The following is a 16049-nucleotide window of genomic DNA, read 5'->3' as shown; positions in this document are numbered from 1 at the left end:
ACCCAGTTGGGTAACTGGGTTGTGGTTTTTCGCCGAGCGGCTGCGTAAGGCGGTCGAAGGGCAGGAAGTGCTGCACGACGACCGGAGCATCCGTTTCACCATCAGTCTTGGCGTGGCCGACCTGAGCCAGCCCTCGACTAACCACGCCGACCTGATCATCTGGGCGGACCATGCCCTGTATGCTTCGAAGAACACCGGGCGGAATCGGGTGACGGTGTATGAGTAGCCCTCAGCGCCTGTCGGCGTAAGGCGTTATGGGTTCGACCGGCAACGGCAGGTTGCCTTGCCAGGGATCGAAGGTGTAACGCAGGTAGAGCAAGGCCCGGCTCGGCGCGTAGCCCTCACTGTGCTGCCAGGTGATGCCGGTGCCCAGGACCAGGTTGTCCGATAACCTGCGTTCGAACAGGCCTTGCAGGCGGACGTTGACCCCGCTGCTACTGCTGCCGGCGTTGACCTGGCTGGCATCCTCGGCGAATACGAAGCCGGCCTGCTCGACCAGCTCGCGCAACTTGTCCGCCCCGTGAACGGGGTAGAGATCGCTATCGCGGGTCTTGGCATAAGACCAGCCCACCGAGCTTTCCAGCAGTACTGACCAGTCGGCATTTCGCCAGGCATAGTTGAGCGGTACGCCGATGGAATAGTACTGCTGCGGGCTGTAGTAACCGCCCTGGCCCAGGCTGTACTCGCTCAGGTCCTTGTCGTAGCCCCAGTACATGAGGGTCAGACCGGTGCGAAGACGCTCGTCGGCGCGGTCGATCAGGCGGTAGTAATAACCGGCCATGGCCGACCGGCGCTGGTTGTCGGCGACGTTCTGGCCCCGCAACCAGTGGGCGCCGAGGCTGGCCCAGACGCCGTCGACACCCCCTTCGTCATGACTGAGCCCCAGGGTGACGCCATTGGCGGTGACGCCACCCCAGGTGATTCCGGTGATCGGGTCGACCGCGCCGGCATAGGACACCAGAGAGTTGCTCATTGGTCGTCGCGAGGCCGTAAGGGACCAGCCGAGGGACCTCCAGTCACTGCTGTAGGTGACCCCGCCGAGCCAGTTCGGCACTTTGAAGCCTTCTGGCGAGTGCCCCAGATCCAACGCCCAGCGCTCATTTTTCCAGCCCATCGCCAGGCCTGTGCCGCTGGTGCTTTCGGAGGTGTCCGGGCAACCGCTGGTGACCAGTGCGCAGCTACCGAACTGCTCGCGGTGCAGGCCGTTCGCCTCGGTGGCGAAACTGCCGACATCCAGCTCCACCCGCTCGGCCTGGAGGAAGCCCTGGCCTTCGGCAATCGGCGCATCCAGGCGCAGGATGGTGGTCTGGGTGGTCAGGTCGGAAATCCCCGACGACGAGTTGTCCGTACGCCAGGCGAAGTCATGGTAGAGATTCACAGTCGGGTTCTGCCCCTGGTACAGGGTGTCCACGTCACTGCGCAGACTGCGCGGCAGCCACTCGTCGGCGTCCTTCGCCCGGCTGGCCAGGGTCATGGCGCGATCGTCGCGGGGGTTGGCCTGCGCGGGATCGATCAAGCTGGCGGCGGCCATGCTGCGGGCATAGTTGTCCAGCGCCTGCTGGGGCTGCTGGCGGGACATCAGCCGCGCTGCGTCTCGATACAGCAGCGGATCGCTCTGTGGCGTCTCGAGCAGGCGGGCGTACAGCGCGCGCGCCTTGTCCGGCTGGTTCACCCCGGTCCAGGCATTGGCCAGGCGTCGCTGGTAGGCTGCCGGCGCGTTCGCTGGCACTGCCAGTTCTTCCAGGGCGCTCTGCGCCGGCGCAAGCTGGCCGCGGGCAATCAGGGTTTCGATCAGGCCCAACTGCGCCTCGGCGTTGCGCGGCTCGCGCTGCAGGACTTGCCGATAGTAGGTCTCGGCTTGCAGCTGATCGCCGCGCTGGTAGGCCCAGTCCGCGAGGGTCGCCAGATCGTCGGTGCTCGGCGCGCGCAGCAGCAGGGCGATCGCCTGCGGCTCGTGACCGGCATCACGCAGGGCCTGGGCCCGGGCCAACAGCTGGCGGCGTTCGACCCGGCTGGACAGGTCGCGCATATTGTCGTCCCACTGCGCCGCGGGAATGGCAGCCAGGGTGGCGAGCGTCTCGCTGTCGCGCCCGATCGAGGCCAGGTACAAACCGTGGGCGTAACGGGCCTGGGCATTGCTGCCCTGGCGCTGGATCAACTGGCGAAAGCTGTCTTCGGCCGCGCTGTCTTGCCCCTGTGCGTGCTGGGAATTGGCCAGGTGATAGGTCAGCCAGGGATCGTCCGGGGCCAGTGTCCGGGCCTTGAGCAGCACCCGCGAAACCGTCGGCCAGTCGGCGCGCCGGGTCGCGGCATCCGCTTCAAGCTTAAGACGGTCGAGCTCCAGGCTCCGGCGCAAGGCTGCAAATTCGCGCTGGGTGGCCGCCGGTAAGGTGTCGAGGTAGTCCTGGGCCTTTTCCGGCGCTTGCGTCTGGTACAGACGCACCAGAGCGCGCACCGCCTTGCCGTTGTCGGGCTGCAGCTTGCGCGCCTGCAGCAGCAGGGCCTCGGCCTGAATGTCTTCGCCTTCGGCCTGGGCGACATTGGCCAGGCCCACCAGCCAGTCGGCTTCGTCGGGTTTGACCTGGCGCGCCTGTTGATAGGCTTTGCGGGCCGCCGCCAGGTCCTTGCGCTCCAGGGCTTCGTCACCCTGCTGCAGCAGCATCCAGTTGCGGTTGGCCAGCTGCAGGTCTTTCCATTTGCTGATCCGGGAAGTGTCCTGTTCCTTGCCCAAGGCCTCGGTGAACGCCGTATAGGCCTGGTCATGCTTGTTCTGATGCATCAATGCGATGCCCAGGGAGCCGATCAGGCTGGCATCATCCGGGTAGCTGCGCGAAGCGCGGCGCAAGAGCTTTTCGGCGCCGACATTGTCGTTGGCCTCCAGCAGCTCCTTGCCGTTTACGCCGGCCCGCCAGGCCGGATCGCCGAGCAACTGGCGCTGGTGCTGCAGCTGCGTGGCTGCCTGGTTCTTGAAGGTCGAATAGGGGTAATGCCGCTGGAAGTCTTCCCAGGCGCGAGCGGTTTCGCTGCTGACCGGCAACTTGCTCAGGTAGTTGTACTCGCACTCGGAGGCGAGGTTGCTGGCCTGGGGATCGTTGGCCAGTTGGTGCAGAACCGCCAAGGCTTCGGCATCGCGCTGTTCGGCGAACAGCAGGCCGGCGAGCATCTGGCGCAGCCCCGCGTTACCCGGGTACTGGCTGTCGAGGCTTTGCAACTGCTGGATCACCGCGGGGCGCTGGCCGCTGATGGCACCGCGCACAGCCCAGTATTCCAGCGCGCTGGAGAAGTCCGGCGGCTCGCTGCCGAACAGTTCCTGGTACTGTGCGGCTGCCTCTTCGGCCCGTCCGGCAGCTGCCAGCAGGCGGGCTTGCTGCAGCAGACGCTGACCGTCCTTGCTCTGCAGCTTGATCAGGGCCTGGGCCTGGTGCAGCGCTGACGAACCCGGGGCCTGGTGGCGCAATTGCTCCAGGCGTTGCTCGGCCAGCGGCTGGTTATGTTGAAGCAGGGCCTGGCGAATCCCGCCGACCAAGACTTGCGGATGTTCCGGAGCAATCGACTCCAGGCGCGCCAGCGAGTCGCGCACCAGGTCCTCGCGATACATCGCCTCGCCCAGGCGTACCTGTCCGAGCAGCCACTGTTGCTGGTCCTGGGGGGTAACCGGCTGAGCCAGCGCGGTGCCCGACAAGCAGCTCAACACCAACGTCCATTGCGAAACGACTTTGCGCATGAGCACTACTTGCATGATGACGTCCACGCCGGCAGCAGCCGGCCGTCCTTGTCGAAACGATAACGCTGCTGGTCCCAGCCTTGGCCGAACATCAGCAGTGATTGGTTGAAATAGGCGTCCGCCGGGGGCGGGTTCTGGCGTAGGCGTTCGCGTTGGGCCGCCAGCGCCGTACCGCCTTCGGCTGCGCTGGCCAGCAGCGGCAATAGCGCCGCCGAGAAGCCAACCGGGCCGACGCCCTCTGCGGTGTCCAAGGCGACATCCACACGCTCCGGCGGATAGCCGAGCCGCGCCGTCAGAGCCACCATGGGTTGTACCTGCGCGAGCAACTCGGCCCTGCCCGGAGCTTGGGGATCTAGCATGCCCAGCCAGAGGTAGACGCGGATCGCGTCATAGCTGCCGAGCGCACCCTTGGCATCCGCTGCCCAGCCTTGCCCGGCCTTCCAGACCACCCAGTCGGCGGGCTGGCCCTTGGGCGAGCTTTCCAGCAGCAGGCGCTGGGTACTGTTCGCCACGTCTTGCCACACGGGGGCGACCAGGGCAAAACGCGCCAGCAGTTGTGGCGGCAGGTAGCTGGGGTTGAGCCGCCAGCCATCGGCGGATTCGAAGCCGACATCCCCCGGTAACAGCATCAGGCCCAGCCCGGGCAGCGGGCGCAGGGTTTGCGCGGCGCTGCGCCAGAGCATGTTGCGGCCAAGGGTTTCATAATCCGGCCGCTTCCAGAGGCGGCCGGCCTCCAGCAGGCTGTAGGCCATCCACAGGTCGGCATCGCTGGCGTTGTTCGGATCCAGCACCTGCCAGCGCCCCTCCTTGCTCAGGCCCCACTGCCAGGCGGGCAGCTGGCGGCTCAGGTCGCCGCCGGCGAGGTTGTCCCGGGTCCAGTTCAGCAGCTTGGCGAAGCTGTCACGGTCGTTGCCCAGCAGGGCAAAGAACATCCCGTAGCTCTGGCCTTCCGAGGTGGTGATCTGCTGCTGCAACGAGTGATCGATCACCCGTCCATCGGGGCTCACCATCGCCTTCTTGTAGTTCTCCCAGGCCGGCCAGGTGCACTCGGCGGCAGTCGCCAGACCCGGCAGGCTCAGGGCCAACACCCATGCGACGGAGGCTTTCATCCCTTACTCCTCGTCCGCCAGCCGACGACGTACGGCCCAGCGCAAGGCGCGCCACAGCAGGAAGGTGGTCAGCAGCACGCTCAGGACCGCCATGCCAGCCAGCAGTACCGGATGTTCCGAGAGCTGGAACCAGAGCATCAGCCACCAGGGCAAGTAGCCGACAAAGTACTGCTCGCCGACCAGCTGGCTGTTCACGCCGCTGCTGCGGATCATGGCCACGGAACCGGACACAGCGTCGATTTTCCCGCTATCGCTCAGGGTTTCGCGCAGCATCTGGTAGTCGGGGGTGTTGGTGGCCAGCAGCGCGACAATGCTGCGCTGGCTATGGAAGGGCGACTGCATACCGACGATCGCCGCCATCGGGGCCTTGGTCGACACTTCGACCCGGTTGGCTCCCAGGTTGCGCTCATCGTTGATCTGTCCGGCTCGGGCCGAAGCCTGACCGGCGGCGGCATTCGATGCCTGTATCAGGGAGTCGAGGGTCTTGTCGAGCCACAGGTTGAGGTCCGGCTGGTCCCGCAGGTCCGCGGGCAGGGCGCCCAGCACCAGCAGGTCGACGTCGGCTTTCCTGGCGTCATCCCAGTTGTCGCTCAGGTTCAGGGCCAGCGCCGGGAAGCCGGTTTGCGAGGATATCTTGGCGACAGCTTCGAACAAGGTGCTGAGCTGGGTGGCGGTCGGATTGGCCGGCACCACCACCAGGGTTTCCGACAGGTCGGCCATGCGGCTGAAAGGGAAGCCGCTGCGGGCGAAAGCGCGCAGGTCTGGCATGGCGATGTAATGGTGATAGCCTGACAGGTCGATGGTCGACTCATCGTCGATCAGAGCCCGGGTGTCCACCGGCAGGGAGGTCTGGCAACGGTCGCGCTGGGAGCTGCCGAAGGTACTGGCGAAACTGAAATCGAAGCGGATGCTGTTGCGATCACCGATTTTCAGCGCCGGCACCAAGAGGTGTTCGCTGGTGTTCGCCGACTCGTTGGACAGCACCGCCAGGCGCAGTTCTTCCAGACGGCTGTTGGTGTTGCGCAGCAGCGGCAGGCTGGTGATGAACTGGTTGTTGAGGCTGATGTTCAGGCGCGAGTCGTCGTTGGTCGACGGCGGCGTGTAGCGGTACTTGGTCTGCAGCGGGATGCCCTGGTTACGCCAGACGAACAGGTCGGGCGGCAGGTTGATGTCGAGGATGATCGGGCGCGGCAGAAGGCCGCTGACCTGCAACTGCTCAGGGTACTTGAGCAGTTCGGCGAAGCGCACCGGGCGATCGGTACGCATCCAGTTGGGGGCGTCGTAGGGCTTGCGCGGCTGCAACTGCTGGACGTTTTCCACCGTTACCCGCGAGCCGCGGAACAGCTCGCCGCCCAGGGCCAGGGCACGGGCGGCCACCGCCAGGTCAGCGTCATTGCGCCCCATCACCAGCAGCACTTTACTGTAGTGGTCGTTGGGGTTGTCGATCAGCTGCACCACCGGCGCCTGCACCAGCGGGAACTTCTCCAGGTCCGCAAGGAACTGTGGCCGATGATCGTTGGTGGCGAACACCACCGAAGGGTTGAGGGTGCCCTGGTCCTGGTCCTGGTCCTGGCCCTGGCCCTGGCTCGCCGGCAGCTGATCGAACAGCACCGGGAACCGGGCGCCGCGCCAACCCGCCAAGCTGCCGAAGTAAGAGGCCAGGATGCCGGCGGCGCGCTGTTCGCCTACGGTCGGGGAGGCGGCGAACAGCAGGTTGATGACCGGCTTGCCATAGCCCCGTGCGTCGAAGAATGGCCTCGGGAAGAACGCCAGATCGTTCTGGGTCGCCAGTGCCTGTTCCTGCAGGGAAACCTGGCTGGCGCGGCTGACGTTGACCCACAAGGCGTTGTTGGCCGGGTCTTCGCACATGTCGGTGTAATGGCCGACGAACTCCAGACGGACGCGGTTGAAATCGGTGACCAGTCGGGGATCCAGGGCGATCTGCTGCGTGGTCTTGCGCCCCAGTTGTTCTTTCTCGATGGGCACCACGCTCATCAGAGTGTCATTCAAGTAGACCCGCATATGCGAGAGTGTCGGCAGCAGCGCCGGAGACGGGGTGTATTCCAGCTTAAGCCTGGCATCGCTGGCGATACGGTCGCGCCGCAGGGTGAACTCGATCTGATCGCTGTTGTGGATCCCCAGCAACAGGCTGTCGGCCGAACGCCCCAGCTGTTCGAAGGTGCGCGCGGTGGCCCAGCTCGGGGCTTTCTGCTCCTGCGCCAGCGGGGGCGTGACAGGCGCCGGGGCGGCCTGCGCGCAGGCGACGGCCAGGAGCGCCAGGCTGGCAAATAGAGATTTGCTGAAATAGCGGCTCATGATGCGTTCACCGTTATAGAAGAAGAGGAGAGGGAAGACGCCAGAGGCATACGCGGCAGGTAACTGCCCAGCCAGGCCAGCAGGCGCAGGAGCGGATCGATCACCACGCGGGTCCAGGCCGGCAGGTATTCGTAGAGCCGGTAGTAACCCTTGGCGCCCAGCTTGAGGATGTCCAGGAAGCTGTGCAGCGGCCGGTCTTGGGCGAAGTCTTCGCCCCAGTTAAGCCAGGCGTCGGCCCGGGCGAAGGTGCACTGCACGAAATCGATCTTTTGTTGCTCCGTGAGCTGGGTGAAACTGATGCCCACGAAGTTCTTGCGGCTACGGCAGACCACGCCGGGAAACAGGAACTCGCGCTGCCCACGCTGCATCAGCAGAGAAACGCGACCGCCCACCGGCAGCGACAGCGGCACATCCACCTGGAACCCGGCGCCGCCGTCGGAGTAGTCCACCAGCATGCCGGAGTAGAAGCGACCGTTATCCAGACGCACGGCCGCCGGCAGCTTGGACTGCACCCGGTGGGTCTGGCGCACCTGCCGCACTTCAGCGGCAATCGCCACCGCGGCACCGATGATCAGCAGGTTGTAGACCACCCAGAGAGTGCTCACCAGCACCGTGCCGATCTCGGTCGTCGGGCCAGTGAACAAGCGCCAGAAGGCGAAGCCCAGGCCTGCGAGGTTCAGGGCCGAGAGCACCAGATAGGGCTGGGCGATCTTCCAGTCGAACTGGTTGTGCTCCATCAGGCCGCCTTTGGCCGTGACGTTGAACTTGCCTTTCCTGGGGTTGAACAGCGCCACGGTGGTGGGTCGGGCAATGTACCAAGCCAGTACCGTTTCGTAGACCTCCCCCCAGAACGTCTGGCGAAAACTGCCCTGCATCCGCGAGTTGGTCAGGCTGGCATGGATCATGTGCGGCAGTACGTACAACAGGATCATCAACGCCGGGGCGTAGATGATGTAGGCGTGCAGAAACAGGAAGGCCAGCGGCGCGGTGAGAAACAACAGCCGCGGCAGTCCGGCCAGGAAGTGCATCATCGCGTTGGCATAACAGATCCGCTGGAAGATCGTCAGGCCCTTGCCCAGCAAGGGGTTGTCGGTGCGGAAAATCTGCGCCATGCCGCGGGCCCAGCGAATCCGCTGGCCGATATGCGCCGACAGGCTTTCGGTCGCCAGCCCGGCAGCTTGGGGAATCCGCACATAGGCCGAGTTCCAGCCGCGCCGGTGCAGGCGCAGCGCGGTATGGGCGTCCTCGGTCACGGTTTCGACCGCGAAGCCACCGATCTCGTCCAGCGCTGCGCGGCGTAATACCGCACAGGAACCGCAAAAGAACGCCGCATTCCACATATCGTTGCCGTCCTGCACCAGGCCGTAGAACAGTTCGCCTTCGTTGGGCCGGCGACGGAACATGTTCAGGTTGCGCTCAAACGGGTCGGGAGACAGGAAGTGGTGCGGGGTCTGCACCAGGGCCAGCTTCGGATCGCGCAGGAACCAGCCCACAGTGAGCTGCAAGAAGGAGCGCACAGGGATATGGTCGCAGTCGAAAAGCGCCACGAGCTCGCCATCGATACGGCTCAACGCATGGTTGAGATTGCCGGCCTTGGCATGTCGGTTATCGGCGCGAGTGATGTAGCCGACGCCGACGTCGGCAGCGAACTGGCGGAAGTTCTCGCGCTTGCCGTCATCGAGAATGTAGATGCGCAGCTTGTCCTGCGGCCAGTCGATGCCCAGGGCGGCGTAGACCGTGCCGCGGACCACCGAGAGGTCCTCATTGTAGGTCGGGATCAGCAGATCGACGGTGGGCCACAGCCGGGTATCGCGAGGCATCTGCGCCGGCTGGCGTCCCAGCGGCCAGCAGGTCTGGATATAGCCCAGGATCAACACCAGCCAGGCGTAGGTTTCGGCCGCCAACAGCAACAGGCCGATAGTCAGGTCCAGCGTGTTGTTCCAGTTCAGGGTCGAGGTGTAGCGCCACCACAGGTAGCGGCAGGACACGATGGTCGACAGGACGATCATCAACAGCGTCGGGAAGCGCCCCGGGATGCGCCGCACCAGCATGGCCAGCGCCCAGAGCAGAATCACAAACACCAGTTGGGCGATGTAGCCGAAGGGTTCGGTGATGCACACCAACATCAGCACCACCGCTATCACGCCCACACCGATGTTCAGCCAGCGCCGACGGCGAGACTCCAGGCCTTTCCACCAGATCTGGCTCTGCCGCACTCGCCGGTTTTGCTGGACATGGCGCGGCAAGGCTTCGAGCAAGCGGCCCAGGCGTACGCCGAGCAGGCGTTGCCGCAGCCGCGCGGGGCGCGTCCAGCGCGGCCAGCTCAGCGGGCGGCGTGGCCGCAGCGGCTGCACCAGCAGCAACCAGACGCTTTGCACCAGGAAACGCAGCGGATCACCCAGGCTCGGCGGCTTGTTCGCCAATTGCGGATACCAGCGCTGGCGCTGCTCGCGCAACTGCTGCCAGCCCGGCGCCTCCAGGCGCAGGAACAGCCAGGCCAGAGCGTTGAGCGAGGCCAGCCAGAGCCCGGTCAGAGGGGGGGTATCGTACTCGCGACGCAGGTAGGTGTAGGGAAACCAGCGGGCAATCATGCCACCTCCCGGCGGCGGGTCAGGCACCAGGTCGCCAGGCTCAGCACGTCCTGGGCCGCCAGACTGCCCGGCGCATACAGCCCGACCGGGGTCTTGAACGCGAGCGACTCGCGCATCGCCTCATCGTTGTGCACGGTCAGGGACAGCAACCGATCGGCGTGGTTCTTGCGCCAGATCAGCATCAGATCCCGCTGCAACTGGCTACCGGGATCGAAACGATTGACCAGCAGCGGACCGCTCACTGTCTCTTGCTGTTGCAGCAGCACATGGCAGGCCGCGTCCGCTTCGGCGACCTGGATAGGGAAATGACAGGGGCCGGTGTTGCCGTGCCCGATCAGCCGCAGCGGCACATCGAACAGCACCCAGTCGTAGTGCTCGGCCAAGCTGGCCTGACGCCCGGCCCACAGGGTGTGGTCCTTCGTCAGGCGGCGTTCCATTTCAAGTTGTTCTTCACGGTCGAGGCGGCCATAGGGCAGCAAACTCAAATTTGGCAGCAGGCTCCAGGCCTGGTTGTACCAATTCTCGCCATCGAGCATGCCGCGGGCCCAGCCGCAACTTTCCACCGTCGCCAGGTTGAAGTACAGGCGCAGCAGGTTTTCCGGGCACATATCCACCATCAGCACCCGCTCGCCCAGGCTGTGCAGGGCGTAGCCTATCCCCGCCAGCAGGGAACTGCTGCCGACGCCTCCACGCAACCCGCGCAGACTCAGCGATCTCACGTCCTCACCTCCTGTGGGGCCTTCAGTTGTGTTTCCAGCGGCAGTGCTTCTTCGAGCTCGGCCAATAGCGGCCAGCGCTGCAAGGCGCGGCGCAGTTCCAGTTCGGCGGAAATGTCCACGTACTCGAGGTCCGGCAGCTTCAGCTCAAGCTTCAGTCGGGCGATGTCATCGGCCCGCCCGTTACGGGCCTGCGCCAAGGCACTCATTTGAAGCGCTGAGGGTAAGGTAGCCATGCACCTTTCTCCTTGATTCGGACATAGGGTTTGCCTGCGTAGTCGAGCACCACGGTGCCGGAGTTCTCGGACACCGCAGGGGTCTGCGGCAGATCGCTCAACAGCGCCTGCCAGTCCAGCCCCTGGCCCTCGGCCTGGGGAGCGGCGGCATACAAACGGGCGATGATTTCGGACAAGGCCAGGTAACTGGTGGGTGCGCTGACATGCCGCGGTGCTGAATTCGCCGCGGAGCCCATGCCGATCAGCTTGATGCCCACTGGCACGTGAGTGATCGACGGGCTCGGAATCTCGCGCATGCCGGAGATCTGCATGCGGTCGCCATGCAGCGCCGCGCCGTGCTCGGGCACTATCACTACGGCCACGCGCCGACCGCTGCGTTCGAGTTCTTTGATAAAGGCCGTCAGGTCGTCGATCAGGGCCTGGGCACGAGGTTTGTACTCGGCGCTCTTGGTGCCGCCGTCGGCGGTCAGCGCTCGGTTGCCGTCGTGCAGCGTGGTGGTGTTGTAGAACAGCGCCACGCGCGAATCCTGGTTGTTCTCGCGGTGCTGCCACCACTTGTCCAGGACGTCCCGGTCGCGCCAGATCGGCGAGCCATCGAAGCCCACCAGTGCCCGCGACAGGTTTGAGACGTTCACCGCCGGATTGGGCAGAGTCCCCTGACTGCGGACTTCATCGAGGAAGCCTTCGAACTGGCCGGTGTGGTTGAGCATCACTTCGCTGGCAAACCCGAGCTTGCGCAGATCGTCCATCAGCAGGCATTGCTCCGGCGCCACGCCGTAGAGCTTGCTGTGCGGTTGCTGGCCACAGCTGGCGCGCAATAGGCGTATCGCCGCCGGGCCGCTGTAGGCGGTGGCCGAGTTGAAGTTGTCGAACACTACATCCATCTGCTGCAACAGCGGGTTGTCTCGCAGGCCCACGGCGTCCAGGTCGTCCCAGGCCATGGAGCAGATATTGATCAACAGCAGATCGAACGGCTGAGCCGCCGAGGTCGAGGGTTTGAACTCGACGCGTCGGCCGGCCTCGGTGTCATAGAACTTCTGCAGGTAGTCGTCCAGCGTCGCGCTGTCGGGCTCGGCGTTGCTGACCACGGCGCTGGCAGAAGCCGTGCCGGGGTTCACTGCCTGTTGCGCGGGCGCTTGCAACGCCAGCAAGTTGGCGCTGCCCAGCAACGCCAGCCAGCCCAGGGTCAGGGTGGTCAGGCGCAGCCACTGGCTGACGAACAGGTAGGCCACCACCACGATCAGCAGCAGCCCGCAGAGGTTCCAGTCGATGAAGCGACCGGCCAGCTCCAGCATGTATTCACCGGTGAAGTTCAGTACGCCAGGTTGGTCCAGCAGGCGGCTGAACGGCGGCAGCCAGGAGTCCTGATAGAACAGCGCCACCCCCAGCGGCACGGCGATCAGCCAACGCAGAAGGCTCGCATGGCGATTGCGTAACGGCACCAGCAAGGCGGCAGCGAACACCAGATTGGGCAGGATCTGCAGGTTGAGGTAACCGCCCCAGAACAACAGTAACTTGATCAGAAAGTACAGGTTCCACAGGCCCAGACCCGGCCAGCTCCACTCAGGTTGCGCGATGATGGGTATTTCAAGACGACTCATGGGACTCGCTCTGGGCAGGTTGCGGAGTCGTACGCCGACGTACGCCACGGGATTTCAAGTAACGCGGGCGCAAGTAACGCTCAAGCCCGTGCCTGATACGCTGACTGAAACGGCTCAGCAGCATCGCCAGTGCCAGCGTCAGCAGACTGCTGGCGGCAATCACCTGCAGCAACTCGGAATACATCATGCGCAGGGTTCCGTGAGCGAAAGGGTGATGCGGTGTGGCGTAAAGCCGGTCAACCCGACGGACTGCGACAGGTTGTCGATGACCCGCTCATCCGCCAGCCGGAAGGTCTCGGGCAATTCGGTCGCCTCGATAAAGGCCTTGCGTGGCAAGTGATCCACTGACGACAACGACTCGCAGGCGCTGAAAATATCGGCCCATGGCAGGCGGCATATATTGCCCAGGGCCGGTTCCAGGCCATCGGCGCGGCAGGCGAACAGAAACAGGTAGAAGGTGCCGTCCAGCACGCAAGCGATGTCGCCATAGCGGCGCAGACTGATCTGACTCAGGTATTGCTCGATCTCGAGCCCGCCACGTGACTGCAGTTTCAGCAACTGGTGGCTGATCTCGCCCGAGGCGCCGTTGTACACCTGGTCCAGGGTTGCGATGAACGTGCTCGGCGTCAGCAGCCCGCGAACATGGGGGGGGTGCATGCGGTCGTACAGGGTTTGGAAATCAATATCGCTGCGGTAATGCCAGAGCTGCCCCTGCACGCTATCGGTCAGGCTTAGAAAGTGCGCCAGCGAGGCCTTCAGCGGCACGATCAGATTGGCGCCGCAGGCTAGCAGCAGACGCTCATCGCGGTAGCGCAGGCAGGGTTCCATTTCGCGAACGATGATTTTCAGTGCCGTTCCGCAGTGATTGCGCAATTTGTGCAACTGACGGGCAAGGTCTTCGACCTGGTCGTTGCCTTCGATGGCCACGATCACGCTAGCGGCTCGCGTCTTGAGGGCGTGCAGCAGCAACTCGTCGCGCTCCTCGAACAGTCGCCATTGCTGGGACAGCGGCGGTGCGCCTTCGAGTACACGGCGCTGGGTCAGGTAGACGCGCTGGTCATCGGTGCGGATGGCTTGCTGGCTGCCACGTTGCGCCTGGCTCAGGCCAAAAACGCCGTCTACCTGCTCCAGTTCGAAATCCTGGGCGGTACACACGCCCAGCTCGTTGTGCCAGAAGTGCTGCTGATAACGGATGCTGCCGTCACGCCGATACAACTGCGCCAACCCCGACAACTCTTCGTTCAGCCCCACCAATTCTGCATGCAGCGCCGGTTCCTGGCCGTGGCACAGCACCACCAGGGTGCAGCGACGCTGGCGCAACCACCGGCGCACTTCTTCACACCATTGCTGCAAATGCTGGGCGTCAAAGCGCCGCCACGCCAGGGCCGGTAATAGCAGGAGGATTTGACTGCCTGGAGTCCTGACGCTGCGATGTAACTCGGACACCCAGGATTTCAGGGCCATCCCGAGATCATCGTCGGCAACTTCGAAGAGCCGCAAACGCTCCGGGCCGGACTCGCCGTCGAGGTTTTCCAGCAGGGTCTGGGGATCGCATCCGCCGCACACGAGTGTGGTTGGCTGGGCTCGTGGCAAGGCGCTCAGGAACTGAAGCGCAAGCGTCTCGGCATCGCTGTTCAAGTCGACGGAGACCCAGTACAGGCCGCCTTGACGCAATAGCACTTGCTCATCCTGCAAATGCCGGATGCCTAAGCTGACATGACTCAAACTGACCTCTCCGTACCCGAAAAATACCTTAAACCAACCGGGCCGAGAGCCCTATGCAACAATCGATCCTCTACCGCCTTCTTACCTGTGAACCGGGTGTGAAACGGCCGCTGCAAAGGAGCTGCCATCTGGCCGGAACACCTCGAAAAAACCAGGGATGTTCAGGGATGAACCCTGCGCCTGACATGATCTGAATCGTCCTTGCTGTTGGACGGGTAGACCCGTTCATGTGCCTGTCGCCATATCGGATGCGAAAACAATCCTCGGCGCTTGTAGGCACTCGGTATCTGGCTGGTGTGACTTCTTGAGCCATCCACGGCAGAGCCCCGGGGTCCCGTAAAGCCGGGACTCGCGGCGTGCAATCATCGAGTGTCTTGTCCGAATACTTCTGTGTTCATCTGGGTGTACGGCAAATCAAGCTGCTGATCCGTGCATTTTGATCCGGGCCCGGTACGCAATGTTGCCGCAAGCAACGCAACGCACAGGTAGGTGCAACCACGGTTTTGAAGCTTATCTACTGCTTGTCGTGCCGGGTAAGCAGGTCGACAGCGGGGTTGATATCAAAATGGTACCGCCAATTTTTTGAATTGTCCAAGGGTTGCTTTGAGAATTGTCATTAGAAACAACCAGATGGCGCCATAAAAATGGCGGTTTGCGTTCGGATGTTCAATGCAACGTACACTTTTCGCGGGTTGATTGGGGCACGCGCGGCGGAACTGCTCGACCTGACACCCTCGACGGTTAGCCACCAGCTGGCCAAACTGGAGGCGATGATCGGTCGACAGTTATTTTTCAGAACAGCCAGAAGCATGACGCTGACGCCGGTTGGGATTTGGTTTTCCCAAGAGCCCACTCAAACTTTCCTCGGGTCAGACGATTTTGAGCCGTTCCCCCTGGCGACTGAAGGGTGGTGACTGCCCGGCTTGAGGGTTTTGATCTCGGTGCGGTGGGCGAGTGGCGTTTGTCGGCCGAGGCCCGTTGATCTTATGGCTTCCATATCTCAACGTTGTGGGCATCTACCGCCTTGGGCAATAAGCCCGCCGCAAAGAAGGCGTCGGCGATTTTCTGCTGTTCGCCCAACTGATCGGCTTTCACCGGCTGGATCTGGTAACTGCGATGGGCGTTGGCGGCCTCGACCGTTTCCACATCAAGGTTTCCCCACAGCGGGCCCAGCACTTGAGCCGCATCTCGGGGATGGTTTTTTAACCACGTACCGGCTTCATGGAGTTGTTCGTAAACCAATTTGAGCACTTCAGGGTGCGCCTTGGCATAGCTCGTGCTGGTCAGGTAATAACGCTTGTAACTGGCCAGCCCACTGCCGTCGGTCAGAGTACGAGTCGATAGTTGACGCTGTACGCCGCTGAGGAAGGGTTCCCATATGACCCAGGCGTCGACTTTCTGATTCTCGAACGCCGCACGACCATCGGCGGGTGACAGGTACGCAGGTTGTATATCTGAAAACTTCAGGCCGGCCTCGTTCAGGGCCGCGATCAGCAGATAGTGGGCTCCGGCCGCCTTGGTGACCGCTACTTTCTTGCCTTTCAAATCCGCTAACTGCTGCAACGGCGAATCCTTGCGCACAACGATGGCCTGGGCTGAAGGCGAGGGCGCTTCTTGCGCAAAGTAAGTAAGCCTGGCCTGCGCGGCCTGGGCAAAAATCGGCATGGTATCCGCTACGTCGGCGCTGACATCGACATTGCCGACATTCAACGCCTCCAGCAGTGGCAAACCGCTGGGGAACTCATGCCAGCTCACATCGATGTTCGCCTCGGCGAGTGCTTTTTCCAGCTTGCCTTGGGTTTTCAGCAGCGTGATCAGGGTCGATGACTTCTGGTAACCGATGCGTAGGGTTTCCCGCGCTTGGGTAGGAAGTGCGAGAGTAGAAAAGGCCAGCGCGACGACCAGGCCGGCCAGGGCAGGACGACGGAATATCGACCCAGGGTTCTTGATGAGTTTTGACATGGCACGCTCGACATGAAGTGAGGGTTGGATAGGCACCCATGAATCCTATGGTTCTAAAAAACAATTCAT

General features: G+C 63.5%; 10 protein-coding genes and 2 pseudogenes. 2 read left to right on the top strand and 10 right to left on the bottom strand.

Features of this window, described 5'->3' with window-relative positions:
• Positions 1-16: 16 nt before the first annotated feature.
• A pseudogene (locus AC1RO5_RS08050) lies at positions 17-226 on the top strand (GGDEF domain-containing protein); the annotation flags it as partial.
• 3 nt (positions 227-229) lie between these two features.
• On the opposite strand, the gene bcsC reads toward AC1RO5_RS08050, so the two are convergent.
• The 9 genes from bcsC to bcsE are packed head-to-tail and all read right to left on the bottom strand — an operon-like array spanning position 230 to position 14018.
• The gene (gene bcsC, locus AC1RO5_RS08045; RefSeq protein WP_493174467.1) at positions 230-3724 is read right to left on the bottom strand and encodes a cellulose synthase complex outer membrane protein BcsC; all 3495 of its coding nucleotides are present in this window, start codon (positions 3722-3724) and stop codon (positions 230-232) included.
• Positions 3725-3729: 5 nt separating this feature from the next.
• The gene (gene bcsZ / locus AC1RO5_RS08040; RefSeq protein WP_493174260.1) at positions 3730-4833 is read right to left on the bottom strand and encodes a cellulose synthase complex periplasmic endoglucanase BcsZ; all 1104 of its coding nucleotides are present in this window, start codon (positions 4831-4833) and stop codon (positions 3730-3732) included.
• 3 nt (positions 4834-4836) lie between these two features.
• Entirely contained in the window at positions 4837-7149 is a 2313-nt protein-coding gene (bcsB, locus tag AC1RO5_RS08035; protein ID WP_493174258.1) for a cellulose biosynthesis cyclic di-GMP-binding regulatory protein BcsB, read from the bottom strand.
• Positions 7146-9740, bottom strand: a complete 2595-nt coding sequence (gene bcsA / locus AC1RO5_RS08030; RefSeq protein WP_493174256.1) for a UDP-forming cellulose synthase catalytic subunit — start codon at positions 9738-9740, stop codon at positions 7146-7148. The genes bcsB and bcsA overlap by 4 nt, the downstream gene beginning before the upstream one ends.
• Positions 9737-10459 (bottom strand): cellulose biosynthesis protein BcsQ, encoded by a 723-nt coding sequence (gene bcsQ, locus AC1RO5_RS08025; RefSeq protein ID WP_493174254.1) that lies wholly within the window; start codon positions 10457-10459, stop codon positions 9737-9739. Before bcsQ ends, bcsA begins: the two co-directional genes overlap by 4 nt.
• Complete coding sequence (bcsR, locus tag AC1RO5_RS08020; RefSeq protein WP_493174252.1) at positions 10456-10692, bottom strand: cellulose biosynthesis protein BcsR; 237 nt, start codon at positions 10690-10692, stop codon at positions 10456-10458. Before bcsR ends, bcsQ begins: the two co-directional genes overlap by 4 nt.
• The gene (gene bcsG, locus AC1RO5_RS08015; RefSeq protein WP_493174249.1) at positions 10662-12293 is read right to left on the bottom strand and encodes a cellulose biosynthesis protein BcsG; all 1632 of its coding nucleotides are present in this window, start codon (positions 12291-12293) and stop codon (positions 10662-10664) included. Before bcsG ends, bcsR begins: the two co-directional genes overlap by 31 nt.
• Positions 12280-12480 (bottom strand): cellulose biosynthesis protein BcsF, encoded by a 201-nt coding sequence (gene bcsF / locus AC1RO5_RS08010; protein WP_493174247.1) that lies wholly within the window; start codon positions 12478-12480, stop codon positions 12280-12282. Before bcsF ends, bcsG begins: the two co-directional genes overlap by 14 nt.
• Positions 12477-14018: a cellulose biosynthesis protein BcsE gene (gene bcsE, locus AC1RO5_RS08005; protein WP_493174245.1), complete on the bottom strand. Its 1542-nt coding sequence runs from the start codon at positions 14016-14018 to the stop codon at positions 12477-12479. Before bcsE ends, bcsF begins: the two co-directional genes overlap by 4 nt.
• 701 nt (positions 14019-14719) lie before the next feature.
• Between bcsE and AC1RO5_RS08000 the strand changes: the two are divergent.
• Positions 14720-14848 (top strand): annotated as a pseudogene (locus AC1RO5_RS08000) (helix-turn-helix domain-containing protein); the annotation flags it as partial.
• 154 nt (positions 14849-15002) lie between these two features.
• Here the strand turns inward: AC1RO5_RS08000 and AC1RO5_RS07995 are convergent.
• Complete coding sequence (locus tag AC1RO5_RS07995; protein WP_493174243.1) at positions 15003-15980, bottom strand: aliphatic sulfonate ABC transporter substrate-binding protein; 978 nt, start codon at positions 15978-15980, stop codon at positions 15003-15005.
• Positions 15981-16049 lie beyond the last annotated feature (69 nt).

The sequence above is a fragment of the Pseudomonas sp. GW822-FHT02G04 genome (genome assembly GCF_058802085.1).
The sequence above is the reverse complement of the archived record's forward strand: the minus strand, read 5'-3'. Positions and strand labels throughout refer to the sequence as shown.